Below are 24,670 nucleotides of genomic sequence, written 5' to 3'. Positions count from 1 at the left end.
CTTCCGAAAATCTAAGTAAGGAGGAAATTGGTATGTCACGTATTGGAAGACTGCCTGTAGCTGTTCCAGCTGGAGTAGAAGTAAAAGTAGCTGAGAACAATGTAGTGACTGTAAAAGGTCCTAAGGGAACACTTGAAAGAGCGTTACCTGTTGAAATGTCAATCAAAGTTGAAGATGGTCATGTTGTTGTAACAAGACCAAATGATTTAAAGAAAATGAAATCTTTACACGGTTTAACAAGAACCCTGATCCAGAACATGGTAATCGGTGTCAGCCAGGGATATGAAAAAACTCTGGAAGTAAACGGTGTAGGTTACAGAGCAGCAAAACAGGGTAAGAAATTAGTCCTGAACTTAGGATACTCTCATCCCGTTGAAATGGAAGATCCAGAAGGTCTGGAGTCCAAGGTAGACGGAAATAAGATCATCGTATCCGGTATCGATAAAGAAAGAGTCGGCCAGTATGCTGCTGAAATCAGAGATAAGAGAAAACCTGAACCTTACAAAGGTAAAGGTATTAAATATGCTGATGAAGTTATCAGACGTAAAGTTGGTAAGACTGGTAAGAAATAATTAAGGAGAGTGTAAAAATGGTTAGTAAAGTATCAAGAGCGAAAGTTCGCGCAAAAAAGCATAGAAGAATACGTAATCATCTCAGCGGCACCGCTGCTACACCTCGTTTAGCAGTATTCCGCAGCAATAATCATATGTATGCTCAAATTATTGACGATACAGTTGGAAAAACTCTGGTTTCTGCTTCTACAACTCAGAAAGATGTAAAAGCTGAATTAGAAAAAACCAATAACGTTGACGCCGCAGCATATTTAGGTACAGTTATTGCTAAGAGAGCAATCGAAGCTGGAATCAAAGAAGTTGTCTTTGACAGAGGCGGTTTTATATATCACGGAAAAATCAAAGCTTTAGCAGACGCAGCAAGAGAAGCTGGGTTAGAATTCTAATAAGGGAGGAAAAGAACACATGAAACGTTCTATTATTGATGCTAGTCAGCTTGAATTAGAAGAAAAAGTAGTATCAATCAAGCGTGTAACAAAGGTTGTTAAAGGTGGTCGTAACTTCCGTTTTTCAGCTTTAGTTGTTGTTGGTGACGGCAACGGACATGTTGGCGCTGGTTTAGGTAAAGCAGCTGAAATTCCTGAAGCGATCCGCAAAGGAAAAGAAGATGCTATGAAAAAATTGATTACTGTAGCAAGAGATGAAAACGGAAGTATTACCCATGACTTCGTAGGAAAATTCGGAAGCGCTCAGATGCTGATGAAGAAAGCTCCTGAAGGTACTGGTGTTATTGCCGGAGGTCCAGCTCGTGCGGTAATTGAACTTGCAGGTATTAAGAATATCCGTACAAAATGTATGGGTTCCCGTAACAAACAGAACGTTGTTCTGGCTACCATCGCAGGTTTAAGCCAGTTAAAGACTCCGGAAGAAGTTGCAAAACTTCGTGGAAAATCTGTAGACGAGATTTTTGCATAAGGAGGATTGAAAAATGGCAGATAAATTAAAAATCACTCTGGTGAAATCTACAATCGGTGCTGTTCCGAAACATAAAAAAACAGTAGAAGCTTTAGGTTTAAGAAAACTGAACAAAACAGTGGAAATGCCGGATAACGCAGCAGTGCGCGGAATGATCCAGCAGGTTAGACACTTAGTGAAAGTAGAAGAAATCTAAGATCAGCAGAAAAAGGAGGTGCCAACATGGATTTATCAAATTTAAGACCAGCAGAAGGCTCCAGACAGAGCGATAACTTCAGAAGAGGCCGTGGCCATGGTTCAGGAAACGGTAAGACAGCAGGTAAAGGCCATAAAGGACAGAAGGCTCGTTCCGGAGCTAAAAGACCAGGTTTCGAAGGCGGTCAGATGCCTTTATACAGAAGACTTCCAAAGAGAGGCTTCAAATGCAGAAACTCTAAGGAGATCATTGCAGTAAACGTTGATATTTTAAACAGATTTGAGGATGGAGCAGAGGTTACTCCAGCAGCTTTACTGGCTTCCGGCGCTATCTCTAAATTAGGAGACGGTGTAAAACTTCTGGGCAACGGTGAGTTAACAAAGAAGCTGAATGTAAAAGTTAATGCTGTAAGCGAAAGCGCTAAGGCAAAGATTGAAGCCGCAGGTGGAACAGTAGAGGTGATCTAATGCTGCAGACTCTTAAAAATGCCTTTAAGATAAAGGATGTAAGACGTCGAATTTTTTATGTACTGCTGATGCTGGTGATCATCCGTATAGGTTCCCAGCTTCCCATTCCGGGAGTAGACAGCGATTACTTTAAAGAATGGTTTGAGAGCCAGTCCAGTGATGCATTCAATTTTTTTGATGCATTCACTGGCGGTTCCTTTACCGAAATGTCCATATTTGCATTAAATATCACGCCGTACATTACTTCTTCCATTATTATCCAGCTTTTGACTATTGCAATTCCACAGTTAGAGGAAATGCATCGCGATGGTGAAGAGGGAAGGAAGAAACTTACAGCAATTACCCGTTATGTTACGGTAGGTCTGGCTCTTTTCCAGTCTGTTGCTATGACTGTAGGCTTCGGAAACAGAGGGCTGATTCCGGATATGACAGTGGTAAAAGGTATTGTGGTAGTAGCTTGCCTGACCGCAGGCTCCAGTATGCTGATGTGGATTGGTGAGCGGATTACTGAGAACGGTGTGGGTAATGGTATATCTATTGTCCTGATGATTAATATCGTATCCAGGATCCCCAATGATCTGGTTAGCCTGTTTCAGACCTTTGTACAGGGAAAAACCATTGCCAGAGGCGCTTTAGCGGCTTTGATCATTGCAGCGATCATTCTTCTTGTGGTAGTCCTGGTATTGATCCTGAACGGCGGTATCCGCAGAATTCCGGTACAGTATTCTAAGAAGATGGTTGGAAGAAAAGTTATGGGCGGACAGTCCAGCTCTATTCCGTTGAAAGTAAATACTGCCGGTGTTATTCCCATTATCTTTGCCTCTTCGCTGATGTCTTTCCCTGTGATCATCGCAAGTTTTCTGGGTAAGACAGATGGAACAGGCATTGGAAGCCAGATTATGAGAGGTTTGACTTCCAGCAACTGGTTTAACCCCAGTCAGCCAATATATTCCCTGGGACTGGTACTGTATATTGTACTGGTAATCTTTTTTGCTTATTTCTATACGTCTATTACTTTCAATCCCATGGAAGTAGCAGACAATATGAAAAAGCAGGGTGGCTTTGTCCCGGGTATCCGTCCCGGAAAACCAACCCAGGAATATCTGGAGAAAATCCTGAGTTACATTATCTTCATAGGTGCTGCGGGACTTGTTATCGTAGCGGTGATTCCTTTCTTCTTTAACGGAGTTTTCGGTGCCAATGTTTCCTTTGGCGGAACATCTCTCATCATTGTTGTAGGTGTTGTATTGGAAACATTGAAACAGATTGAATCACGTATGCTGGTGCGTAACTACAGAGGCTTTTTAAGTGAATAAGAGGGTTTGAAAAGATAAAACCCTATAGGAAAGAGACCGTCGCAGGAATGGCAGATTTTCAGTAACTGTAAAATCTTCAGTTTCTGTGGCTGTCTCTAAAATATTATATGGCGAAAAATCTGTAATTGGTGTATTATGATGTCAGGGCGCCTGACTGGCGCCGGCTAAAGCGGAGCTTTGGGAGCGTACTGCAGCCAAAATCCGCCACATTGTAGCAGAAAGGGGAAAAGGTATGAAGATTATCATGTTAGGCGCACCTGGTGCGGGAAAAGGCACACAGGCAAAGAAAATTGCCCAGAAATATGGAATTCCCCATATTTCTACCGGAGATATTTTCCGGGCAAACATCAAAAATGGGACAGAATTAGGAAAGAAAGCAAAAACTTATATGGATCAGGGACTTCTGGTTCCCGATGAGCTGACGGTGGATCTGGTAATTGACAGAGTAAACCAGGAAGACTGTAAAAACGGATATATCCTGGACGGATTTCCAAGAACAATCCCCCAGGCAGAAAGCCTGGATGCAGCCCTTGCAAAGATGGGACAGAAAGTAGATTATGCTATCAACGTTGAAGTTCCTGATGAGAACATTATTAACCGTATGTCAGGCAGAAGAGCCTGTGTAGGCTGCGGAGCTACTTATCATATTAAGTATAATCCTCCAAAGACAGAGGATGTCTGCGATGCATGCGGCGAGAAGCTGATTTTAAGAGATGATGATAAGCCGGAAACTGTTCAGAAGCGCCTTGGCGTATATCATGACCAGACCCAGCCTCTTATCGATTACTACGGAAAAGCCGGAGTGCTCAAAGAAGTTGACGGTACTGTTGACATGGAGGACGTGTTCCAGGCTATCGTGGATATATTAGGAGCGTAATAAACATGTCAGTAACAATAAAAACTGCCAGAGAGATTGAACTTATGAGAGAGGCAGGCAGACTTCTGGAAAAAGTACATGATGAACTGGCCGATTTTGTAAAACCGGGAATCAGTACTCTGGATATTGACAGGTTCGGAGAAAAGCTTATCAGGAGCCTGGGCTGTACTCCCAATTTTTTAAACTACAATGGCTATCCGGCTTCTATCTGTGTGTCGGTAAACGATGAAGTGGTCCATGGTATTCCCAAAAAGAACAGGATCCTTCAGGAGGGAGATATCGTCAGTCTGGATGCGGGACTGATTTATAAAGGGTATCATTCAGATGCAGCCAGAACTCATGCTGTGGGGAAAATTTCCCCGGAGGCTCAGCAGCTGATCAATGTGACAAGGGAGAGCTTCTTTGAAGGAATCAAATATGCCAAAGCAGGAAACCATCTTCATGATATATCTGCTGCTATCGGCAATTACGCTGGGCAATTCGGATATGGAGTAGTACGGGACCTGGTAGGACACGGTATCGGCACCCATCTTCATGAAGATCCGCAGATTCCCAATTTTCCTCAGAAGAGAAGGGGAATTCGATTGATCCCCGGTATGACTTTGGCTATCGAACCTATGATCAATCAGGGAAGAGCCGATGTGGAATGGCTGGATGATGACTGGACAGTGGTAACCCAGGACGGTTCTCTGTCTGCCCATTATGAAAATACCATTCTGATCACAGAGGACGAGCCGGAAATCCTCACTCTTTCCAGATAGAAGGAGAAACTATGAGAGACTTTAAAACGGGGATGCTGGCTGTATCCAAGGCTGGACATGATAAAGGCAGATTATATGTGGTGATAAAAGCTGACCAGGAATATGTATATCTTGCAGACGGAAAGAACCGCAGTGTCTGCCAGCCTAAGAAAAAGAAACAGAAACACATTCAGATCAATTATCATATTCCCATGGTTCTTGCAAAGGCCCTGGAAACAGAACAGGAACTTAAAGATGAACAGATAAAAAAAGCCATTAAAGACTATAAAAATCAACAGGAGGTTTAAGTTTTATGTCAAAGGCAGATGTTATTGAAGTAGAAGGAACGGTAGTTGAAAAATTGCCAAACGCCATGTTTAAAGTAGAACTGGAAAATAAACATGTGATCCTGGCTCATATCAGCGGAAAGTTAAGGATGAACTTCATCCGTATCCTTCCGGGAGACAAGGTTACCATTGAAATGTCACCTTACGATCTGAGCAAGGGAAGGATCATCTGGAGAGATAAATAAATTGCAGACACCCTGTAAGAAGCAGTTTCAGTCCGCTTCACACAGGGTGTTTTCAATTCTTCTTTTAGCCCGAAAAGCTGCAAAGATTAAAATTTCATAAAAAAGTTCTTGCATTCTTGTCATAGAGGTGTTATTATATCAAATGTACTTTTATGCTCAGAAAGGAGGAAGAACAGTGAAGGTAAGATCATCTGTAAAACCAATTTGCGAAAAGTGCAAGGTTATCAAAAGAAAGGGAAGCATCAGAATTATCTGTGAAAACCCAAAACACAAACAGCGTCAGGGCTAATTTTTGAAGACTGGATAATGACAAAGATTAGTTACTGACGATTTGTTTGTGTTAATTTTAGTGCGGCTGCAGTATGAACCGCCAGGAGGCGTTGTTCATGCTGATCAAATATAGTAATATTAGTATGATACGCAAGGTATCATCTCCTGTGGCTGTCTGTACCGAGAGGACAGCGGAAGAATATTGCTTAATACCGGTATACGCCAATACCGGAAAGGCTGCGTAAAATTATAAAAGGAAGGCAGAACTTTCCTTTCAGCGGCTGGACGCATAGAACCCCGTCAATTTTATGTGTCTCAATTAGGAACAATATTAACAGAAAATGGAGGAAAAAATACATGGCTCGTATAGCTGGTGTAGACTTACCAAGAGAAAAACGTATTGAGATCGGTCTGACATATATCTACGGAATCGGAAGAGCAAGTGCAGACCGTATCCTGGAAAAAGCAGGCGTAAATCCTGACACTCGTGTCAGAGATATCACTGACGAAGAAGTTGGAAAGATCCGTGATGCGATTGAAGAGTTAGAGATCCCGGTAGAAGGTGATCTGAGAAGAGAGATCGCTCTGAATATCAAGAGACTTCAGGAGATTGGATGCTACAGAGGTATCCGTCATCGTAAAGGACTTCCTGTTCGTGGACAGAAGACTAAGACAAATGCAAGAACAAGAAAAGGTCCTAAGAGAACAGTTGCTAACAAGAAGAAATAATAAGCGGACTGTTTGATTTAGAAATTTACCAAGAGTTTGAATATTAGAGAAAGTAGGTTAGTTTAGAAATGGCTAAAGTTACAAAAAAAGTGACAAAAAAGCGTGTTAAGAAAAACGTTGAACGCGGACAGGCACATATCCAGTCTTCTTTCAATAACACAATCGTTACATTGACAGATGCTGAGGGAAATGCTTTATCTTGGGCAAGTGCCGGTGGTCTGGGATTTAAAGGTTCAAGGAAATCTACTCCATATGCAGCTCAGATGGCTGCAGAAACAGCTGCAAAAGCAGCAATTGTTCATGGTCTGAAGACTGTTGACGTTTTTGTAAAAGGACCTGGTTCAGGAAGAGAAGCAGCAATCCGTGCACTGGCAGCATGCGGCATCGAAGTTACAAGCATTAAAGACGTAACACCGGTTCCACACAATGGTTGCCGTCCACCAAAACGCAGAAGAGTCTAATTAGGAGGTCAAATAATCATGGCAGTAAATAGAGTACCAGTTCTGAAAAGATGCAGGTCCTTAGGTCTGGACCCGGTATATTTAGGAATAGATAAAAAATCTACCAGACAGTTAAAAAGATCAAACAGAAAAGTGTCTGAGTACGGACTTCAGTTAAAAGAAAAACAGAAAGCAAAATTCATCTATGGCGTTCTGGAAAAACCATTCCGCAACTACTATAAGAAAGCAGACCAGAAACCAGGACAGACAGGTGAAAACCTGATGGTTATGCTGGAAACACGTCTGGACAACGTGATCTTCCGTCTTGGATTAGCAAGAACAAGAAAAGAAGCAAGACAGATCGTTGACCACAAACACGTATTAGTAAACGGAAAACAGGTGAACATTCCTTCTTACCTGGTAAAGGCTGGAGATGTTATTGAAATCAAAGAGAAATGCAAAGGCTCTCAGAGATATAAAGATATTCTGGAAGTAACTGGCGGACGTCTTGTTCCGGCTTGGCTGGATGTTGACCAGGAAGCTCTGAAAGGTGAAGTGAAGGCGCTTCCTACAAGAGAAGAGATCGACGTACCTGTAAATGAAATGTTAATCGTCGAGTTGTACTCCAAATAATTAAGGATTATGCACGTAGCAAGGAGGGCTTTGCATGTTCGATTTTAATAAACCCAAAATTCAAATCACAGAGATGTCTGATGATAAGAGATATGGGAAATTTGTGGTAGAGCCGCTGGAAAGAGGATATGGCATTACACTGGGAAATTCTTTAAGAAGGATCATGCTTTCTTCTTTGCCGGGAGCTGCCGTAAGCCAGGTGAAAATTGATGGGGTTCTCCATGAATTCAGTTCTATTCCGGGAGTAAAGGAAGATGTGACGGAAATCGTCATGAACCTGAAGAATCTGGCAATTAAGAACTTAAGCGACAGCAATGAGCCGAAAACTGCTTATATTGAGTTTGAAGGCGAAGGTGTTGTTACCGGCGCTGATATCCAGGTTGACCAGGATCTTGAGATTCTGAATCCAGATCAGGTGATTGCAACCTTAAACGGCGGAGCAGACTGCAAATTTAATGCAGAGCTGACAATTACAAAAGGCCGTGGATATGTAAGTGCTGATAAAGGAAAAACAGACGACATGCCAATCGGCGTGATCGCAGTAGATGCGATCTACACTCCTGTAGAGCGTGTCAATATGTCCGTAGAAAATACCCGTGTAGGTCAGGTGACTGACTTTGATAAACTGACACTGGATATCTATACAAACGGAACACTGGATGCAGACGAGGCTGTAAGTCTTGCTGCGAAAGTGCTCAGCGAGCATTTAAGCCTCTTCGTCGATCTTTCTGAGAGCGCAAAGACTGCAGAAGTCATGATCGAGAAAGAAGACAATGAGAAAGAAAAAGTACTGGAGATGAACATTGATGAGCTGGAGCTTTCTGTTCGTTCCTATAACTGCTTAAAACGTGCTGGCATCAATACTGTTGAAGAGCTTTGCAACCGTACGCCGGAAGATATGATGAAGGTTCGTAATCTGGGCCGGAAGTCTCTGGAAGAAGTACTGGCGAAGCTGAAAGAATTAGGCTTACAGTTAAATCCAAGCGAAGAGTAAGCCATATAACATTATGGAAATAAAGCAATACGTCAGTAAGACCGATGAAAGCATGGCGTATTGTTCCACAAATGGAGGAAATCAAAAATGGCAAAGTATAGAAAATTAGGCAGAACATCTGATCAGAGAAAAGCATTACTCAGAAATCAGGTTACAAATCTGTTATACCATGGAAAAATTGTTACAACTGAGACAAGAGCCAAAGAAGTCCGCAAGATCGCTGAAGGCCTTATTGCTATGGCTGTTCGCGAAAAAGACAACTTTGAGACTGTTACAGTTACAGCAAAAGTTGCCCGCAAAGATGCTGAAGGCAAGAGAGTAAAAGAAGTTGTAGACGGCAAGAAAGTTACCGTATATGACGAAGTACAGAAAGAGATCAAGAAAGATGCTCCTTCCAGATTACATGCCAGAAGACAGATGCTGAAAGTCTTCTATCCTGTAACAGAAGTTCCTGCTGCAGCAGCTGGCAAAAAGAAAAACACAAAGAATGTAGACATGGTAGAGAAAATGTTTACAGAAATCGCTCCAAAATACGCTGACCGCAATGGTGGTTATACAAGAATCATCAAAATCGGTCCTCGTAAAGGCGATGCCGCAATGGAAGTTGTATTAGAGCTGGTATAAGCTTCTGTAATTTTCTGAGCGAGAAGAGCGGAAAGATATGGAAAAGAAGTTATCTCACTTAAAAGCGGGAGATAACTTCTTTTTTTTACCTTGTCTCATAATTGTAAAAGTAGTAAAATTAAGAATCAAAACTTCTGGAAAAGGTTAATAGTGACTGGAGGAAATTTATGGGCAAAAAAATGTTATTCATATTTAATCCCAGGTCAGGAAAGGGAAGTATCAAAACTCGTCTTATGGATATCCTGGATATTTTTGTAAAAGGAGGATATGAAGTTACGGTACATCCTACCCAGGCCTATATGGATGGATTTAAAATAGCAAGGAAAAAAGCGGGAGAATATGATATTGTAGTTGCCAGCGGTGGAGACGGCACATTAGATGAGATCGTTTCCGGTATGCTGCGGGTAGATTGCACTACGCCTGTAGGCTATATTCCTGCGGGCAGTACTAATGATTTTGCCAATAGTCTGCATATTTCCAAGAATATGCTCCAGGCAGCTACAGATATTGTGGAAGGAGTACCCCATGCTTTTGATGTGGGGAAATTTAATCAGGACTATTTTGTATATATTGCAGCTTTTGGCCTTTTCACGGACGTTTCTTATGAAACAAACCAGGATTTGAAAAATATCCTGGGCCATGCAGCATATATATTAGAAGGAACTCAGAGGATTTTTAATATTAAGTCTTATAAACTCCAGGTTATAAGTGAAGAAGTGAATCTGGAGGGGGAATTTATTTTCGGAATGGTGAGTAATTCCACTTCAGTGGGAGGATTTAAGAAACTCACAGGTCCAGATGTAATGCTGGATGACGGAGTATTTGAGGTTATGTTTATCCGAATGCCCAAAACACTTTTAGAGCTTAACGAGATTATTGCCTCTTTGGTAGGCGGAAATGATACAAAGATGATTGAGGCCTTTAAAACCTCTTCTCTGACCGTTATTGGGGAAGAGGAGATTCCCTGGACTCTTGACGGAGAGTACGGCGGGGAACATGACAGGGTAGAAATCCGGAATCTGAAGCATGCAGTGAAGATTATGCTGCCCGTAAATGACAAAGTACCGCTGATCAACAATGCAAATGAGACGGAGAATATAGAAGAGAAAGAGCAGGAAGAACAGAAGGAACAGGAAATAACCCCACAGTAAAAGAAACCTCTGAAGAAACACTGTCATATGATATAGAAATTGATAAATGATGGTGTATTATGAACTGGACTGCTTTTCTTAATGTAATCCTGTTGATTGCTGCACTGACCACAGATTCTTTTGTGGTCAGTTTTTCATATGGCGCTCAGAATGTGAAAATGTCCATGAAAATGATTTTGGTCATGAATCTTGTGATGAGTTTTCTTCTGGCTGGCGGAATCTGCACTGGGAGGGTTATGGAAGGTTTTTTTCCCAGGAACATTGCTATTGCTGCAGGTGCGCTGGTCCTTCTGGGAATGGGGGGATATAGAATATGGAAATTCTTACAGGGCAGGAGAAGCGGGGAGGAACAGGAGGTTCAGGAACTGGATTGTTTCCAGGGAATTCTACTGGCCCTTATTCTTTCCCTGGACGGATTGGCGGCAGGCATCGGCACAGGACTGGTACAGGCTGAAGAGGGGCTCCTGATTCCCGGCGTTTTTCTTGGAGGCATTCTTATGATGGAGGCCGGATGGAGAGCAGGAAATCATTTTCGACATGTTTTTCGGAAAGATATTTCCTGGATAAGCGGCATCTGTCTGTTGATCCTTGGAGCGGGAACTTTATGTAAACTGTAAAAAACACTTGCATTTTCAGGGTTTTTGCGGTATCTTAGTAACAGTTTTAAAAAATTGTAAAAGAGGAAGGAGCCGGAGTATGGGCGAATATACCAATGTAACCGAGATATTTGGAGAAGATGTATTTAATGATTTCGTGATGCAGCAGCGTCTCCCGAAGAAAGTCTATAAGGAATTAAAACAGACAATACTGGAGGGCAAGGAGCTGTCTCTGGAGATGGCAGACGTTATCGCCCATGAAATGAAAGAATGGGCCATTGAAAAAGGCGCTACTCACTATACCCATTGGTTTCAGCCTCTTACTGGCGTAACAGCAGAGAAACATGACGCCTTTATCACTGCACCTCAGCCAAATGGTAAGGTCCTTATGAGTTTTTCAGGAAAGGAACTGATAAAGGGAGAGCCAGATGCTTCTTCTTTTCCATCCGGAGGTCTGCGGGCTACTTTCGAGGCCAGAGGCTATACTGCCTGGGACTGCACTTCCCCGGCTTTTGTAAGACATGATGCGGCAGGAGCAACTCTCTGTATTCCTACAGCCTTTTGCTCCTACACAGGGGAGGCTCTGGACCAGAAGACCCCTCTTCTCCGCTCCATGCAGGCAGTAGGCACTCAGGCCCTTCGCTTGGTACGGCTTTTTGGCGATACCACTGCGAAAAGGGTGATTCCTTCTGTTGGGGCAGAACAGGAATATTTCCTGGTCAGCGAGAAGATGTTCAGCAGAAGAAAAGACCTGGTGTTTACAGGCAGGACTCTTTTTGGAGCCATGCCTCCTAAAGGGCAGGAGCTGGATGACCACTATCTGGGAACTATCCGCCAGAGAGTTTCTGCATATATGAAACATGTAAATGAGGAACTCTGGAAACTGGGAGTAACTTCCAAGACCCAGCATAACGAAGTGGCTCCTGCACAGCATGAACTGGCGCCGATCTATGCGGAAGCTAATGTAGAGGTAGACCACAACCAGATCATTATGCAGACATTGAAACGAGTAGCATCTCAGCATGGCATGAAGTGTCTTCTTCATGAGAAACCTTTTGCAGGGGTAAATGGTTCAGGAAAGCATAATAACTGGTCTCTGACCACAGACACAGGAGTCAATCTTTTAGATCCGGGAAATACTCCTCATGAAAATATCCAGTTCCTTCTTATTTTAAGCTGCGTCCTCAAAGCTGTTGACAGACATGCAGATCTTCTGAGAGAGTCAGCTTCTGATGTAGGAAATGATCATCGTCTGGGGGCAAATGAGGCGCCGCCGGCCATCGTTTCTGTATTTTTGGGAGATCAGCTTACAGATGTAATGAACCAGCTGATCACAACCGGTATGGCAGACCACAGTATTGAAAGTGAAAAGCTGGAAACCGGAGTAAAATCCATTCCAGAGTTTATGAGAGATACTACAGACAGGAACAGAACCTCACCATTTGCCTTTACAGGAAATAAATTTGAGTTCCGTATGGTGGGTTCCAGAGATTCTATCGCTCCGGCAAACGTGGTGCTGAATACCATTGTTGCAGAAGCCTTTAAAGAGGCCTGCGATGAGCTGGAAAAGGCAGAAGACTTCAGCCTGGCTGTTCATGATCTGATCAAGAAAAACTTTACGGAGCACCAGAGGATCGTATTCAACGGAAACGGATATTCTCAGGAGTGGGTGGAAGAAGCTGAAAGAAGAGGCCTTCCCAACCTGACCTGCATGGTAGAGGCAGTAGATGTAATGACTTCAGATAAAGCAGTGGAGCTTTTCGAAAAGTTCGGAGTATTTACAAAAGCAGAATTGGAGTCCAGACAGGAGATTAAATACGAGACTTATTCCAAGGCAATCAATATTGAGGCAAAGACCATGATTGATATTGCTGGAAAACAGATTATTCCGGCAGTGATCAAATATACGAAGAATCTGGCAGACGCCATTAACTCTATTGTTTCTGCCGGTGTGCTGGATGTAGATGTGCAGACTGAACTTTTGCAGACCACATCCCGCCTTCTGAAAGAGACCAGAGACGCCCTGGAAAACCTTAAGACTGTATCTGAAAAAGCCCATGGAATGTCAGACGGCAGAGATAAGGCATATTTCTATCGCCGTCAGGTGATCCCAGCCATGGACGCCCTGAGAAAACCAGTTGATGAACTGGAAATGATCGTTGACAAAGAAGTCTGGCCAATGCCGTCCTACGGAGATCTTTTATTCGAAGTATAGGAACTTCAGAAAGTCCGGGGCTGCTGCATGAAACAAGATATCTGTTCAATGCGGCAGCCTTGTTTCTGTTATGGGCAAAATCAGGAGAAAGGAAAAAGATGGACCATACATTAGATTTTTTAAGAGAGCAACAGGTAGACAGAGAACTGATCCAGGAGGTAGAAGCCTTCAGGAGCCGTTATCCTGTAGAGGAGGAAGAAAAGAACAGAGTATCCCAGCCGGATATGCCTTTTTATGGAAAAGAAGTATTGGAAATGGGAATTGCTGCAGTGCTTCAGGGGGAGAATATTCTTCTCACAGGAGCCAAGGCCACAGGGAAAAATATCCTGGCAGAAAATCTGGCATGGATTTTTGGGCGGCCTGTCTATAATGTTTCTTTTCATGTGAATACAAACAGCGGAGATCTGATCGGAACAGACACTTTTGCGGACAACCGGGTACAGCTTCGAAAAGGCAGCATATACCGCTGCGCCCAGTATGGAGGCTTCGGCATCCTGGATGAGATCAATATGGCTAAGAACGATGCGGTTTCCGTACTCCATGCTGCACTGGACTACAGAAGGTGTATTGATGTGCCTGGATATGACCGGATTGATATGCACGAAGCTGCCCGGTTTATTGCTACCATGAATTATGGATATGCAGGTACGAAAGAGCTGAACGAAGCTCTGGTTTCCCGCTTCCTGGTCATTGACATGCCTGCCCAGGATGAAGAGACGCTGGAATTTATCCTGAAAAGGAAATTTCCAAAGATCAGGGAAAATGCTCTGAAACAGTGGATCGGCCTTTTTATGGACCTGCAGCTGAAAGCATATAACAGTGAGATCACCACCAAGGCCCTGGATCTGCGAGGGGTTATCGGAGCGCTGAAGACAGTAGAAAAAGGATTGAAACCGGCTCTTGCAGTGAAAATGGGAGTAGTGAATAAATGCTTTGATATTTTTGAAAAAGAGATCGTACAGGATGTAGTGATGACCAGGATACCTGATTCCTGGACAGCCGGGGATGTATTTGAAGAATAGAGGAAATTATGGATGAATTTCAGCTGGAACTGGAAAACAGAATAAAGAATCTTATGTGGACAGTAAGCGGGGATTATGGCCTGGAATTTAAACCAGATCTTCAGACATTTACCCGTTCAAAATATATTGCCCTTTATGACGGCATTAAACAGGGAGCCTTTGCGAAATATTTTGACAGAGAAGCATATTCCCTGTACCTGGTGAAGAAAATCTATCTTCATGCCATGGAGGCTCCCCTTATGAGTCTTGCACAGCTTTGTATTGAATTTGCAGTTTCAGGGAAGATTATTAAAGAGCGGGAGGGAGTTGCTTCCATAAGAAAAAAGGCCTGTGAAGATGTTCTGGAGAAGGATTTTCACCGCCTCCAGGAAAACGGGGCAGGAAGACTGAAGATTTCCCTGTTCAGGGAGGTCCTCAGGGGCCATGAGCCGGCCCCTGCCAGACAGCGGAAATGGATGGATATGGCAGAAAGCCTGGATAAGGCGGAAAACACCATGGATATCATAAAAGTCACAGACCAGCTTTATAACGAAGTAGTAGATCCCTATTTTGAACGGCAGCACGGAAATCTGGAAAAGGTCCTGGCAGTGACCCTGGAAGAACTGGCGGAATTTTCCTGGCAGGACTATCTGGACGAAGAAGCTTTAAACGGAAGTCTGGAGACTTATCTGGATAAGGTCTCAGAGAATATGACAAATCTGGATCAGATGGAGACAGGAGAGGACCAGGAGGAGTCAGAACAGGTAGAAAACAAAAAGCGTGTTCTGGTAGTCGATGAGAAAGCTCTTCAGAAGGTATACTCCTATGTAGAAAGAAACTATGGGAAAACTTTTCTGAAAGAGTCTGAGGAGAAAAGGCTGAACTATCTTTTGTGCAGAGGGATCCACGGAGACTGCAGCCTGTATTTTACCAGGGGTATCCTGAAAGATCCGGTACTGAGAAATTATCAGTATGAGTATGCCAGAAAGCAGAAAGATAAAAACCTTTATGAATATTATGATAATCATCGTCTGGTAAAAAATAATATCCAGATACTGACAGACATGCTGAAGAAGACACTGGTCATGCGGGATGAGGCAGAGGAAACTCTTTCTGACCGAGGGGTCGTGATCCCTTCCAGACTCTGGAGGATAGGAAGGACAGAGGACGCGAAGGTTTTTAAAAGAGAGCTCCATGCAGAAAGTTCCAGTTTTGTGGTAGATGTTCTGATTGACGCCAGCGGTTCTCAGAGGAGCCGCCAGGGCCAGGTGGCTATCCAGGCATATATTCTAAGTGAGTCTTTAAGTAATGTAGGGATCCCTCATCGGGTAATGAGTTTTTGCACCTTCTGGGACTATACCATTCTGCACCAGTTCCGGGACTATGATTCGGACAGGAAAGAAAACGGAAACATTTTTGAATATATTACTTCATCTAATAACCGGGACGGCCTTGCAATTAAGGCAGCAGGTCAGGGGCTGACAGCCAGAGACGAGGAGCACAAGATATTGATCATTTTAAGCGACGGAAGACCTTATGACGTAATCCTGAACAGGCCAAATGCCAGAAATCCCCAGCCCTATCAAGGCAAATATGCAGTCCAGGACACTGGCTTTGAGGTGCGGAAACTGCGGAATCAGGGAGTCTGTGTTCTGGGAGTTTTTGCCGGGGAAGAAAAGGACCTGGCGGCAGAGAAGAAGATATTCGGAAAAGATTTTGCCTATATACGGAATATTTCCGGCTTTTCACCGGTAGTAGGTCGCTATCTGATGAAACAGCTGGAAAAAGATATTTGACGGAGCTGAAATATGAACGGAAAAGTAGAAATTATGGGAATTTCTCTGGACATTTGTTCAGTGGAAGAAATTATGGAGAGTATTAATGTCCACTGGAATCAGGAGGAATCCCTGTCCACCTATGGGGCACTTACCATGAAGCTTTTTGTGGAAGCTCAGAAAGATCCTGAGCTGAAGGCCTATATTGAAATGCTGGATAAAGCAGTGCCTGATGATACGGAGATACTGTGGGCAGCAGGACTCCATGACAGTGAAATGGAAGAGGAGATTACTCAGCACGGGTTTATTGGTACTCTCTTCTGGCTTCTTGCCCAATATAAGAATCGTATCTTTATTCTGGGAGAAGACCAGGAGGATGCGGAAGGAATGTTCCGGTACCTGAAAGAAAAATATCCGGAAATTGTTATTACTGGAAGAGACAGCCTGCTGACAGGAGAGACAGACCAGGTGGACAGAGTGATCAATGAGATTAATGCCCTCAGTCCTCAGGCTGTCCTAAGCTGTTCCAGAACTTATGAATTGGAGAAATTTGTGAGTAAAAACCGAAAAATTGTTAATACGAGAGTGTGGTTCAGCCTGGGAAACTGCCAGGAAATCTGGAAGGGACCGGGACTGAAGCCGGCCTGGCTGGGAAAAATCATGGAAAAAAATATTTTTAAAAAGATGGTTTCCAGTTATAAAGAAGAAAAGAAGGAAATATGAAGAAATTATTACAAATGAAAAAAATATGTAATAATTTTAGATTTTCTCTTTATTTTTTCAGGATTATGTATTAGTATATATAGTAGGGTTTTTTATATTATGGGATACAAATTAATAAAACTATATGATGAAAGAGGGAGACAAGATGATTTCAAACCAGATACTTCAAAATACTCTGGATGGGTTAAAAGAAATATCCAGAACAGATTTTTGTGTAACCGATATGGAAGGAAAGGTATTGGCCACTACCTATCCTGAAAGCGTATGCGGAGAAGAAGAGATTATGGCTTTTGCCAATTCTCCCGCAGACAGCCAGGTGGTAAGGAACAATCTGTATTTTAAAATATATGATGATCATCAGCTGGAATACATATTGGTGTTAGATGGTGATGCAGAGGATGCCTATACCCTGGGAAAACTTGTAACGTTCCAGATCCAGGGCCTGCTCACTGCTTACAAGGAGAGATTTAATAAAGACAATTTTATAAAGAATCTTCTTCTTGACAATCTTTTGCTGGTGGATATCCAAAACCGGGCCAAAAAGCTCCATATTGAATCTGATGCCCGCAGAGTTGTATATATTCTGGAGACCAATCAGGACAAAGACTATGGTTCCCTGGAAAATATTAAGAATCTTCTAGGAGGAAAATCAGGAGACTTTGTTACTGCTGTAGACGAGAAGAGCATTATTATCGTAAAGGAGCTGGCTCCCGCTGATGATTATGCACAGCTTGAAAAAGCGGCCTACACCATTTTGTCTACCCTGGGAGTAGAGCGAGACGGAAAGACCCACATTGCTTATGGAACCATTGTAAAGGAACTTAAGGAAGTTTCACGGTCTTATAAGGAGGCCAGAATGGCTCTGGACGTGGGCAAGATTTTCTTTGGAGAGAGAGAAGTTATTGCCTATAGTTCCCTGGGAATCGGACGTCTGATCTATCAGCTCCCTATTCCTCTGTGCAAAATGTTCATACGGGAAATCTTTGACGGAAAATCTCCCGATGACTTTGACGAGGAGACGCTGACTACCATTAACAAGTTCTTTGAGAACAGCCTGAATGTTTCAGAAACCTCCAGGCAGCTATATATACACAGGAACACACTGGTCTACAGGCTTGATAAGCTCCAGAAAAGCACAGGCCTGGATCTGAGGGTGTTTGAAGATGCGATTACTTTTAAGATCGCTCTGATGGTAGTGAAGTATATGAAATACATGGAAACGCTTGATTACTAAAGAGAGATTTTCTCTCAATAGGAAAACAGGAGGTTATTATGATTGATTTAGTGGACGTGAGCAAGTCATACAGCAAGGGCCAGCCGGCCATTGACCATATGAATCTTCACGTAGAGAAGGGTGAATTTGTGTTCGTAGTGGGAAACAGCGGTTCAGGGAAATCCACTCTGATCAAGCTTCTTTTAAAAGAATTGGATCCTACTAGCGGAACCATCACAGTAAACGGCCAGCAGCTGAATAAGCTGAGACGGAGAAAGGTAGCCAAATACCGCAGGGGAGTCGGTGTTGTGTTCCAGGATTTCCGTCTGCTGAAGGACAGAAATGTCTATGAAAACGTGGCCTTTGCCCAAAGGGTTATTGAGCGCCCTACCCGTATTATCCGGAAAAGAGTCCCTGAAGTACTGACTCTGGTAGGTCTGGCTGAAAAATACAAGTCAAAACCAGACCAGCTCTCAGGAGGCGAGCAGCAGAGAGTTGCTCTTGCCCGAGCTCTGGTAAACAGACCGAGTATTCTGCTGGCTGACGAGCCTACAGGTAATCTGGATCCTAAAAACTCCTTTGAGATCATGAAGCTTCTGGAGGAGATCAATGAAAGAGGCACCACTGTCCTTGTAGTTACTCACAACAGAGAAATCGTCAACGCTTTCAGAAAACGTGTGATCACCATGAAGAAAGGCGTGATTGTCAGCGACGAACAGGAAGGGGAATATCGGAATGCGAATTAGTACCATTGCATACATATTTAAACAGGGATTTAAAAATATCTGGCGTAACCTGCGGTTCTCTCTGGCATCTATTTCCACTATGGCAGCCTGTATCTTCCTCTTTGGACTGTTTCTGGCATTGGTCATGAACTTCAATCATATTGTCCATTCTGCTGAGGAAGGAATTGCCATACTGGTGTATTTTGATGAGGGCATCACCCAGGATCAGATTGATGATATCGGAAGAGAACTGGAAGACCGGCCAGAAGTAGCAGAGATAGACTATATATCTGCTGATGAGGCATGGGAAGCTTACAGCAAGGTATATCTTGGAGAGGATAATGCAGAACTGGCAGAAGGTTTTATGCAGGATAATCCCTTAGCAAACTCCTCCAGATATGATGTGTATCTGGATAATGTAGAGGGACAGGAAGAGCTGGTTTCTTTTGCAGAGAGTCTGGATGGAGTGAGAAAGGTAGAACAGTCCGAAGCAGCAGCAGATGTTCTTTCCACCTTTAACCGGCTGATCGGATATGTGTCTATTGCTATTGTAGTGATCCTTCTGGCAGTGGCCTTCTTCCTGATCAGAAACACTATTACCATGGGTATTTCTGTACGACAGGAAGAAATCGGTATCATGAAACTGATAGGGGCTACAGACTTCTTTGTAAGATCTCCTTTCGTAATAGAAGGAATCCTTCTGGGAGCTATTGGAGCTGCAATCCCTATCTGCATACTATACTTCTTATACGAAAGAATCATTACTTATGTAATTGAAAGATTTCAGAATCTGGGAAGCTTTCTTCAGTTCTTGCCTGTAGCTGATGTCTTCCAGTATCTGGTTCCCATCGGACTGGGACTTGGAATCGGCATCGGTTTTATAGGAAGTATTTTCTCAGTAAGAAAGCACCTCAGAGTGTGATCATAACCAAAGAGCAAGGTTAGCAAAGCTGGCAGGGCACACAGGATTGTGGGTCTTGCCAGTATTTATATCAGAGAAAAAAATCGGAGGACGGAAAATGGAACAGGGCAGGTTCAGAAAAGGCTTTATACTTGGCATTGTCTGCACGCTGATCATCGGAGGCGGCGGACTGAAGATTTACGACGTAGTTCAGTCTAATGAGAGGAACCAGGGAGCAGTGACAGACAGCTTTGTACAGAAGGCAAAGTATATCGAAGAGACAGTGAAGGAAAGCTATACCGGGGATATAGACGATGAGCAGATGGAAGAATATATGTATAAAGGGATGATGGCAAGCCTTGGGGACCCATATTCCGCTTATTATACCAGTGAGGAATATGAAGAGCTGACTACGGAAACCACAGGCTCCTATGAAGGAATCGGCGTGGTAATGCAGCAGGATGTAAACACTGGAGAAGTAAAGGTGGTCCGCTGTTATGAGGGAGCACCGGGAGAAAAAGCAGGACTTTTGCCGGAGGATGTGCTGGTAGAGGTTAATGGAGAGTCTGTTTCTGGTATGGAATTGTCGGAAGTAGTAGACAAAGTAAAAAGCTCTCAGGACCAGGTGGCCCATCTGACCATTGCCAGAGAAGGTGAGAGCGAATACCTGGAGATCGATGTGCATCTGGAAGAGGTAAATATTCCTGTAGTACAGTCCGAAATGCTGGAGGACAATATCGGCTATATTGCCCTTTATGAATTTACCGAGCAGACGGAACCTCAGTATATGGAAGCTTTTGAAGCACTGAAAGACCAGGGAATGGAACGACTGATCATAGATGTAAGGAATAATCCGGGAGGTCTGCTCACATCTGTATGTGATATCCTGGAAGATATCCTTCCTGAGGGCCTGATCGTGTATACAGAGGATAAGAATGGAGAAAGAGAGGAATATACCTGTGATGGAGAAAATGAGCTGGATATTCCTCTGGCAGTTTTGGTAAATGGCAACAGTGCCAGTGCTTCTGAGATTTTTGCAGGAGCAATTCAGGACTACAGTAAAGGAACGATTGTGGGAACCACTACTTTTGGCAAGGGAATTGTCCAGAGTCTCATTCCTTTTAATGATGGCAGCGCTATTAAAACTACAACAGCGAAATATTATACACCCAGTGGAAAATGTATCCACGGAACAGGAATCCAGCCGGATGTAGAGGTGGAACTGAGTGAAGGCCTTGAACAGGAGACTTCAATTTCCCATGAAGAAGACAATCAGCTTCAGAAGGCTATAGAAGTAGTCAAAGGCTCCGAAGCTGGATGAAACAGGAACCTTTCTTGACAGAGAAGTAAGGCTGTGCTACAGTTACTACTATCTGAAAGGACTGGAATGATGCTTATGAAGAAGATAAAAAAGGAAGAACTGTACTCCATACCAAATTGTATGGGGTACTTTCGCATTTTACTGATACCGGTATTCTGCTGGATTTATCTGAGGGCAGAAAGACCTGGAGATTATTATCTGGCAGCAGGCATAATCCTGCTGTCTTATATTACAGATTTCCTGGACGGGCAGGTGGCAAGACGATTTCACATGATCACAGAGTTTGGAAAGTTTCTGGACCCGGTTGCAGATAAACTGACCCATGGGGCTGTTGCCCTTTGTCTGGTCTTCCGATATGAAAAGATGATTTATCTGTTTCTTCTGATGCTCCTGAAGGAAGGCTTTATGACTGTTATGGGAATCATAAATCTTCGTCACGGAAGAAAACTGGACGGGGCAAAATGGTTCGGCAAGGTATGTACAGGCTCTCTCTTTGTCCTGCTTTTTCTGTTAGTCTGCTGGCCGGCAATCCCCGGTGTCTGGGCGGACCGTCTGATCAGTCTGGAAATTTTGATCATGGCTCTTACACTTATTCTGTATATACCGGAATTTTACAGGATGATCAGGTCCTGGGACAGAAAGTAATAGGTGAGATGATGATTCTAAGATATATATTTTATTTTTTGCTGGCATATCTTTCCGGAGGAATCATGTTTGGATACTGGATCCCAAAGATATTCTGCGGCCTGGATGTAAGAGAACTGAGCAAAGATGGAAATCCGGGTACAGCCAATGCCTTTACTTATGCAGGCCCTGCATGGGGGATGCTGGTCCTTATCTGTGATATCCTGAAAGGATTTCTGCCTGTCCATCTGGCGGCAGGAGAACTGGGAACGGAGCAGATGGGATTTGCTCTCATCATGGCCGGACCAGTGATAGGCCATGCATGTCCTATCCAGGGAGGAAGAGAGAAGGGCGGAAAAGGAATTGCCGTGACTTTTGGCGTTCTGGCAGGTTTGTATCCTTTTTTGGACAGTCTGGAGCTGCTGATTTTCTGGTATCTGCTGTTTTCATTGGTGATCATTGTCAACCCTCACAGCCTCAGGACGGGAGTGACCTATCTCTGTTGGCTGGTAAGCAGCATTCTATGCAAAATACACCCGTCTGTTGCAGCAGGAACATTTTTGATTTCTGCAGTAGTCCTGGATAAACATAAAGAAGAATTGAGACATACAGAAGACAGAAAAATAAGTTTTATATTCAGGAGAAATTAGGAAATGAAAGTATTGATCTTATCCTGCAAGACAGGAGGGGGACATGATGCCGCAGGAATGGCTCTGAAAGAAGAACTGGAAAGCAGAGGACACCAGGGGATCATGTTCGATTATCTGGTCCTGGCAGGGCAGAAAGTATCCAATGCAGTAGAGGATGTATATGTAAATACAGTTAAGAAAACGCCCCATGTATTCGGGGCTGTGTACAATATTGGCATGGCAGTGAGTCGGATTGCCAGAAAATCTCCCGTATATTATGTGAATTCCAGAATGGCAAAGTATCTTCAGCCATATCTGGAAGAGGAGGATTTTGATGCAGTTCTTATGCCCCATCTCTATCCGGCAGAGACTCTGACCTATATGAAAAGAAAGGGAATTAGGCTGCCCCTTACCCTGGCGGTTATGACGGACTACACCTGTATTCCTTTCTGGGAAGAGACGGAGTGTGATTATTATATCATTCCTCACGAAGAACTGACGGAAACATGCGTCAAAAGAGGGATGCCCAGGGAGAAACTTTTGCCTTTGGGAATCCCGGTAAGCCGCCGGTTCCGCCTGAAAGCAGATAAAAAGAAGGCCAGAGAGTATCTGGGATTTCCTTCAGAGAAAAAAATATATCTGCTCATGGGCGGCAGTATGGGAGCAGGTGACCTGGAGAAACTTACGGAAAGGCTTTGGAAAGAAGTAGGAGGCAGAGACTGCGTAGCTATTATCTGCGGAAGCAATAAAAAGATTTTCCAGAAGCTGAAAAAGAAATATGGCGGGGAGAAAAACTTCTTTATAATCGGGAAGACCAGGCAGATGGAACTATATATGAAAGCCTGCGATATTATCTATACTAAGCCGGGAGGACTGACCTCTACAGAGGCAGCAGTATCTGGGATTCCCATTGTCCATACAGCCCCCATACCTGGCTGTGAGACTGCCAATAGAAAGTTCTTTGAGAAGCATAAGATGTCTTTGTCCCCCAGGACTATAGACAGACAGGTGGCGGAAGGAATCCGGCTGCTGGAATCTCCAGAACGGGTACAGGCTATGGTAGAGGCCCAGAGAAACTGTATCTCTGGAAAAGCCGCGGCTAAAATTGTAGACTTCCTGGAGAAAAGTGTGTCTGCAGGAAAACATTGATATGGAAGGGGAAAAAGACTATAATAGAAAAAATGGATTCCCGGACGTATTGGGCGTGAAAGGCCATGCCAGAGCGTAAGGAACCTGGAAAGGATGAAGTGGTAATGATAGCAGATAAGATGAAAAGTTTTGTGAAAAACAGTTCCGCTATTCGCGCTATGTTTGAAGAAGGAAAGAAAATGGCGGAAAAATACGGTGCAGAGAATGTTTATGATTTCAGTCTTGGAAACCCTAATGTTCCTGCACCTGTAAAAGTGAAAGAAGCCATTATAGAAGAGCTGGAAAAAGAGGACCCGGTAATGCTCCACGGCTATATGAGCAACAGCGGTTATGAGGATGTGCGGCAGGCAGTTGCAGAATCTCTGAACCAGCGGTTCAGCACAGCCTTCCATGAAAATAATATTGTTATGACGGTGGGAGCAGCAGGAGGCTTAAATGTAATCCTGAAAGCTATCCTGAACCCAGGGGACCAGGTACTTGTGTTTGCTCCCTATTTTGGTGAATACAATTCCTATGTGGAAAATTATGACGGAGAGGTGACAGTGGTAAGCCCCAATACAGAGACTTTCCAGCCCAACCTGACAGAAATGGAAGAAAAGATTACCGAGAAGACAAAAGCGGTAATTGTCAATTCTCCCAATAATCCTACCGGAGTGGTATATTCAGAAGCAACGATTAAAGCTATGGCTGAAATCCTGGCTAAAAAAGAGCAGGAATTTGGCACAGATATTTATCTGATTTCTGACGAACCTTACCGGGAGCTGGCCTATGATGGCGTGGAGGTTCCCTATCTTACAAAATATTATAAGGACACGATTGTGGGATATTCCTTCAGCAAATCCCTGTCCCTTCCAGGAGAGCGCATCGGCTATCTGGTAATACCAGATGAAGCTGCTGATTCCTCCGATCTTCAAAGCGCTGCCAATGTGGCCACCAGGATTTTGGGATTTGTAAACGCTCCTTCTCTTATGCAGAGGGCAGTGGCTAAATGCCTGGATGCAAAGGCCGATGTTCCTTACTATGACAGGAACCGGAACGCTTTGTATCAGGGATTGAAAGAGCTGGGATTTTCCTGTATAAAGCCAGAGGGAGCTTTCTATCTTTTTGTAAAGTCTCCGGTAGAAGACGAGCAGGTATTCTGCCAGGCGGCAAAGAAGCACCATATACTCATCGTGCCAGGTTCATCTTTTGCCTGCCCGGGATATGTACGGATTGCCTACTGTGTGGCCTATGAGACCATACTTAATTCCATGCCGGGATTTGCCAAGCTGGCGGAAGAGTTTGGAGTGAAGAAATAATCGATGATAAAGCAGTCCGTGAGACCTTCACGGGCTGTTTTCTT

At 43.6% G+C, this 24,670-nt stretch carries 31 protein-coding genes; all 31 read left to right on the top strand.

Features of this window, described 5'->3' with window-relative positions:
* Positions 1 to 32: 32 nt before the first annotated feature.
* The 31 genes from rplF (at position 33) to B5G33_RS07100 (ending at position 24,626) form a co-directional block, all read left to right on the top strand.
* Complete coding sequence (gene rplF / locus B5G33_RS07245) at positions 33 to 572, top strand: 50S ribosomal protein L6 (RefSeq protein ID WP_087271699.1); 540 nt, start codon at positions 33 to 35, stop codon at positions 570 to 572.
* A 17-nt stretch (positions 573 to 589) separates the two neighbouring features.
* Positions 590 to 958 carry a 50S ribosomal protein L18 gene (rplR, locus tag B5G33_RS07240; protein ID WP_087271702.1) on the top strand — a complete coding sequence of 123 codons (369 nt, stop codon included), beginning with the start codon at positions 590 to 592 and terminating at the stop codon, positions 956 to 958.
* 19 nt (positions 959 to 977) lie between these two features.
* The gene (gene rpsE, locus B5G33_RS07235) at positions 978 to 1,487 is read left to right on the top strand and encodes a 30S ribosomal protein S5 (protein WP_087271705.1); all 510 of its coding nucleotides are present in this window, start codon (positions 978 to 980) and stop codon (positions 1,485 to 1,487) included.
* A gap of 13 nt (positions 1,488 to 1,500) precedes the next feature.
* Positions 1,501 to 1,683 (top strand): 50S ribosomal protein L30, encoded by a 183-nt coding sequence (gene rpmD, locus B5G33_RS07230; protein WP_087271709.1) that lies wholly within the window; start codon positions 1,501 to 1,503, stop codon positions 1,681 to 1,683.
* A 26-nt stretch (positions 1,684 to 1,709) separates the two neighbouring features.
* Positions 1,710 to 2,150 carry a 50S ribosomal protein L15 gene (rplO, locus tag B5G33_RS07225; protein WP_087271712.1) on the top strand — a complete coding sequence of 147 codons (441 nt, stop codon included), beginning with the start codon at positions 1,710 to 1,712 and terminating at the stop codon, positions 2,148 to 2,150.
* On the top strand, positions 2,150 to 3,466 hold the full coding sequence (gene secY / locus B5G33_RS07220; RefSeq protein ID WP_087271716.1) for a preprotein translocase subunit SecY: 1,317 nt from the start codon (positions 2,150 to 2,152) through the stop codon (positions 3,464 to 3,466). Before rplO ends, secY begins: the two co-directional genes overlap by 1 nt.
* Before the next feature lie 232 nt (positions 3,467 to 3,698).
* Complete coding sequence (locus tag B5G33_RS07215) at positions 3,699 to 4,343, top strand: adenylate kinase (RefSeq protein ID WP_087271720.1); 645 nt, start codon at positions 3,699 to 3,701, stop codon at positions 4,341 to 4,343.
* Between the two features lie 5 nt (positions 4,344 to 4,348).
* Entirely contained in the window at positions 4,349 to 5,104 is a 756-nt protein-coding gene (gene map, locus B5G33_RS07210) for a type I methionyl aminopeptidase (RefSeq protein ID WP_087271723.1), read from the top strand.
* An 11-nt stretch (positions 5,105 to 5,115) separates the two neighbouring features.
* A complete protein-coding gene (locus B5G33_RS07205; protein WP_087271725.1) occupies positions 5,116 to 5,391 on the top strand; it encodes a KOW domain-containing RNA-binding protein in 276 nt (91 codons plus the stop codon).
* A gap of 5 nt (positions 5,392 to 5,396) precedes the next feature.
* Positions 5,397 to 5,615: a translation initiation factor IF-1 gene (gene infA, locus B5G33_RS07200; RefSeq protein ID WP_087271728.1), complete on the top strand. Its 219-nt coding sequence runs from the start codon at positions 5,397 to 5,399 to the stop codon at positions 5,613 to 5,615.
* Positions 5,616 to 5,790: 175 nt separating this feature from the next.
* Positions 5,791 to 5,904, top strand: coding sequence for a 50S ribosomal protein L36 (rpmJ, locus tag B5G33_RS07195; protein WP_003022746.1), 114 nt, complete (start codon positions 5,791 to 5,793; stop codon positions 5,902 to 5,904).
* A 97-nt stretch (positions 5,905 to 6,001) separates the two neighbouring features.
* Positions 6,002 to 6,130, top strand: coding sequence for a hypothetical protein (locus B5G33_RS22215; protein WP_275532790.1), 129 nt, complete (start codon positions 6,002 to 6,004; stop codon positions 6,128 to 6,130).
* A 112-nt stretch (positions 6,131 to 6,242) separates the two neighbouring features.
* A complete protein-coding gene (gene rpsM, locus B5G33_RS07190) occupies positions 6,243 to 6,614 on the top strand; it encodes a 30S ribosomal protein S13 (protein WP_087271731.1) in 372 nt (123 codons plus the stop codon).
* Between the two features lie 68 nt (positions 6,615 to 6,682).
* Positions 6,683 to 7,075: a 30S ribosomal protein S11 gene (gene rpsK, locus B5G33_RS07185; RefSeq protein ID WP_087271734.1), complete on the top strand. Its 393-nt coding sequence runs from the start codon at positions 6,683 to 6,685 to the stop codon at positions 7,073 to 7,075.
* A gap of 18 nt (positions 7,076 to 7,093) precedes the next feature.
* A complete protein-coding gene (gene rpsD / locus B5G33_RS07180; RefSeq protein ID WP_087417178.1) occupies positions 7,094 to 7,687 on the top strand; it encodes a 30S ribosomal protein S4 in 594 nt (197 codons plus the stop codon).
* Between the two features lie 34 nt (positions 7,688 to 7,721).
* Entirely contained in the window at positions 7,722 to 8,681 is a 960-nt protein-coding gene (locus B5G33_RS07175; protein ID WP_087271740.1) for a DNA-directed RNA polymerase subunit alpha, read from the top strand.
* 87 nt (positions 8,682 to 8,768) lie between these two features.
* Positions 8,769 to 9,305, top strand: a complete 537-nt coding sequence (gene rplQ / locus B5G33_RS07170; protein WP_087271743.1) for a 50S ribosomal protein L17 — start codon at positions 8,769 to 8,771, stop codon at positions 9,303 to 9,305.
* Between the two features lie 167 nt (positions 9,306 to 9,472).
* The gene (locus B5G33_RS07165; RefSeq protein WP_087417177.1) at positions 9,473 to 10,456 is read left to right on the top strand and encodes a diacylglycerol/lipid kinase family protein; all 984 of its coding nucleotides are present in this window, start codon (positions 9,473 to 9,475) and stop codon (positions 10,454 to 10,456) included.
* Between the two features lie 59 nt (positions 10,457 to 10,515).
* A complete protein-coding gene (locus B5G33_RS07160) occupies positions 10,516 to 11,073 on the top strand; it encodes a manganese efflux pump MntP (RefSeq protein WP_087417176.1) in 558 nt (185 codons plus the stop codon).
* A gap of 79 nt (positions 11,074 to 11,152) precedes the next feature.
* On the top strand, positions 11,153 to 13,267 hold the full coding sequence (locus B5G33_RS07155; protein WP_087271753.1) for a glutamine synthetase III family protein: 2,115 nt from the start codon (positions 11,153 to 11,155) through the stop codon (positions 13,265 to 13,267).
* Positions 13,268 to 13,365: 98 nt separating this feature from the next.
* Positions 13,366 to 14,289 carry an AAA family ATPase gene (locus B5G33_RS07150; RefSeq protein WP_087417175.1) on the top strand — a complete coding sequence of 308 codons (924 nt, stop codon included), beginning with the start codon at positions 13,366 to 13,368 and terminating at the stop codon, positions 14,287 to 14,289.
* Between the two features lie 8 nt (positions 14,290 to 14,297).
* Positions 14,298 to 16,064: a cobaltochelatase CobT-related protein gene (locus B5G33_RS07145; RefSeq protein ID WP_087417174.1), complete on the top strand. Its 1,767-nt coding sequence runs from the start codon at positions 14,298 to 14,300 to the stop codon at positions 16,062 to 16,064.
* Positions 16,065 to 16,076: 12 nt separating this feature from the next.
* Positions 16,077 to 16,766, top strand: coding sequence for a WecB/TagA/CpsF family glycosyltransferase (locus B5G33_RS07140; RefSeq protein WP_087271761.1), 690 nt, complete (start codon positions 16,077 to 16,079; stop codon positions 16,764 to 16,766).
* Between the two features lie 145 nt (positions 16,767 to 16,911).
* On the top strand, positions 16,912 to 18,000 hold the full coding sequence (locus tag B5G33_RS07135) for a PucR family transcriptional regulator (RefSeq protein WP_087271764.1): 1,089 nt from the start codon (positions 16,912 to 16,914) through the stop codon (positions 17,998 to 18,000).
* 38 nt (positions 18,001 to 18,038) lie between these two features.
* The gene (ftsE, locus tag B5G33_RS07130; protein WP_087271767.1) at positions 18,039 to 18,725 is read left to right on the top strand and encodes a cell division ATP-binding protein FtsE; all 687 of its coding nucleotides are present in this window, start codon (positions 18,039 to 18,041) and stop codon (positions 18,723 to 18,725) included.
* A complete protein-coding gene (ftsX, locus tag B5G33_RS07125; protein WP_087271770.1) occupies positions 18,715 to 19,626 on the top strand; it encodes a permease-like cell division protein FtsX in 912 nt (303 codons plus the stop codon). Before ftsE ends, ftsX begins: the two co-directional genes overlap by 11 nt.
* 97 nt (positions 19,627 to 19,723) lie before the next feature.
* Entirely contained in the window at positions 19,724 to 20,926 is a 1,203-nt protein-coding gene (locus B5G33_RS07120; protein WP_087271773.1) for a S41 family peptidase, read from the top strand.
* A gap of 75 nt (positions 20,927 to 21,001) precedes the next feature.
* Positions 21,002 to 21,571 (top strand): CDP-alcohol phosphatidyltransferase family protein, encoded by a 570-nt coding sequence (locus tag B5G33_RS07115; RefSeq protein WP_087271944.1) that lies wholly within the window; start codon positions 21,002 to 21,004, stop codon positions 21,569 to 21,571.
* A gap of 38 nt (positions 21,572 to 21,609) precedes the next feature.
* Positions 21,610 to 22,200 carry a glycerol-3-phosphate acyltransferase gene (locus tag B5G33_RS07110; protein WP_242974577.1) on the top strand — a complete coding sequence of 197 codons (591 nt, stop codon included), beginning with the start codon at positions 21,610 to 21,612 and terminating at the stop codon, positions 22,198 to 22,200.
* A gap of 3 nt (positions 22,201 to 22,203) precedes the next feature.
* Entirely contained in the window at positions 22,204 to 23,328 is a 1,125-nt protein-coding gene (locus tag B5G33_RS07105; protein WP_087417172.1) for an MGDG synthase family glycosyltransferase, read from the top strand.
* A gap of 104 nt (positions 23,329 to 23,432) precedes the next feature.
* The gene (locus tag B5G33_RS07100; protein ID WP_087417228.1) at positions 23,433 to 24,626 is read left to right on the top strand and encodes a pyridoxal phosphate-dependent aminotransferase; all 1,194 of its coding nucleotides are present in this window, start codon (positions 23,433 to 23,435) and stop codon (positions 24,624 to 24,626) included.
* The last annotated feature ends 44 nt before the right edge of the window (positions 24,627 to 24,670 follow it).

Source organism: Blautia sp. An81 (assembly GCF_002161285.1).
In the GTDB taxonomy this organism is placed as follows: Bacteria; Bacillota; Clostridia; order Lachnospirales; family Lachnospiraceae; genus Blautia; species Blautia ornithocaccae.
The sequence above is the reverse complement of the archived record's forward strand: the minus strand, read 5'-3'. Positions and strand labels throughout refer to the sequence as shown.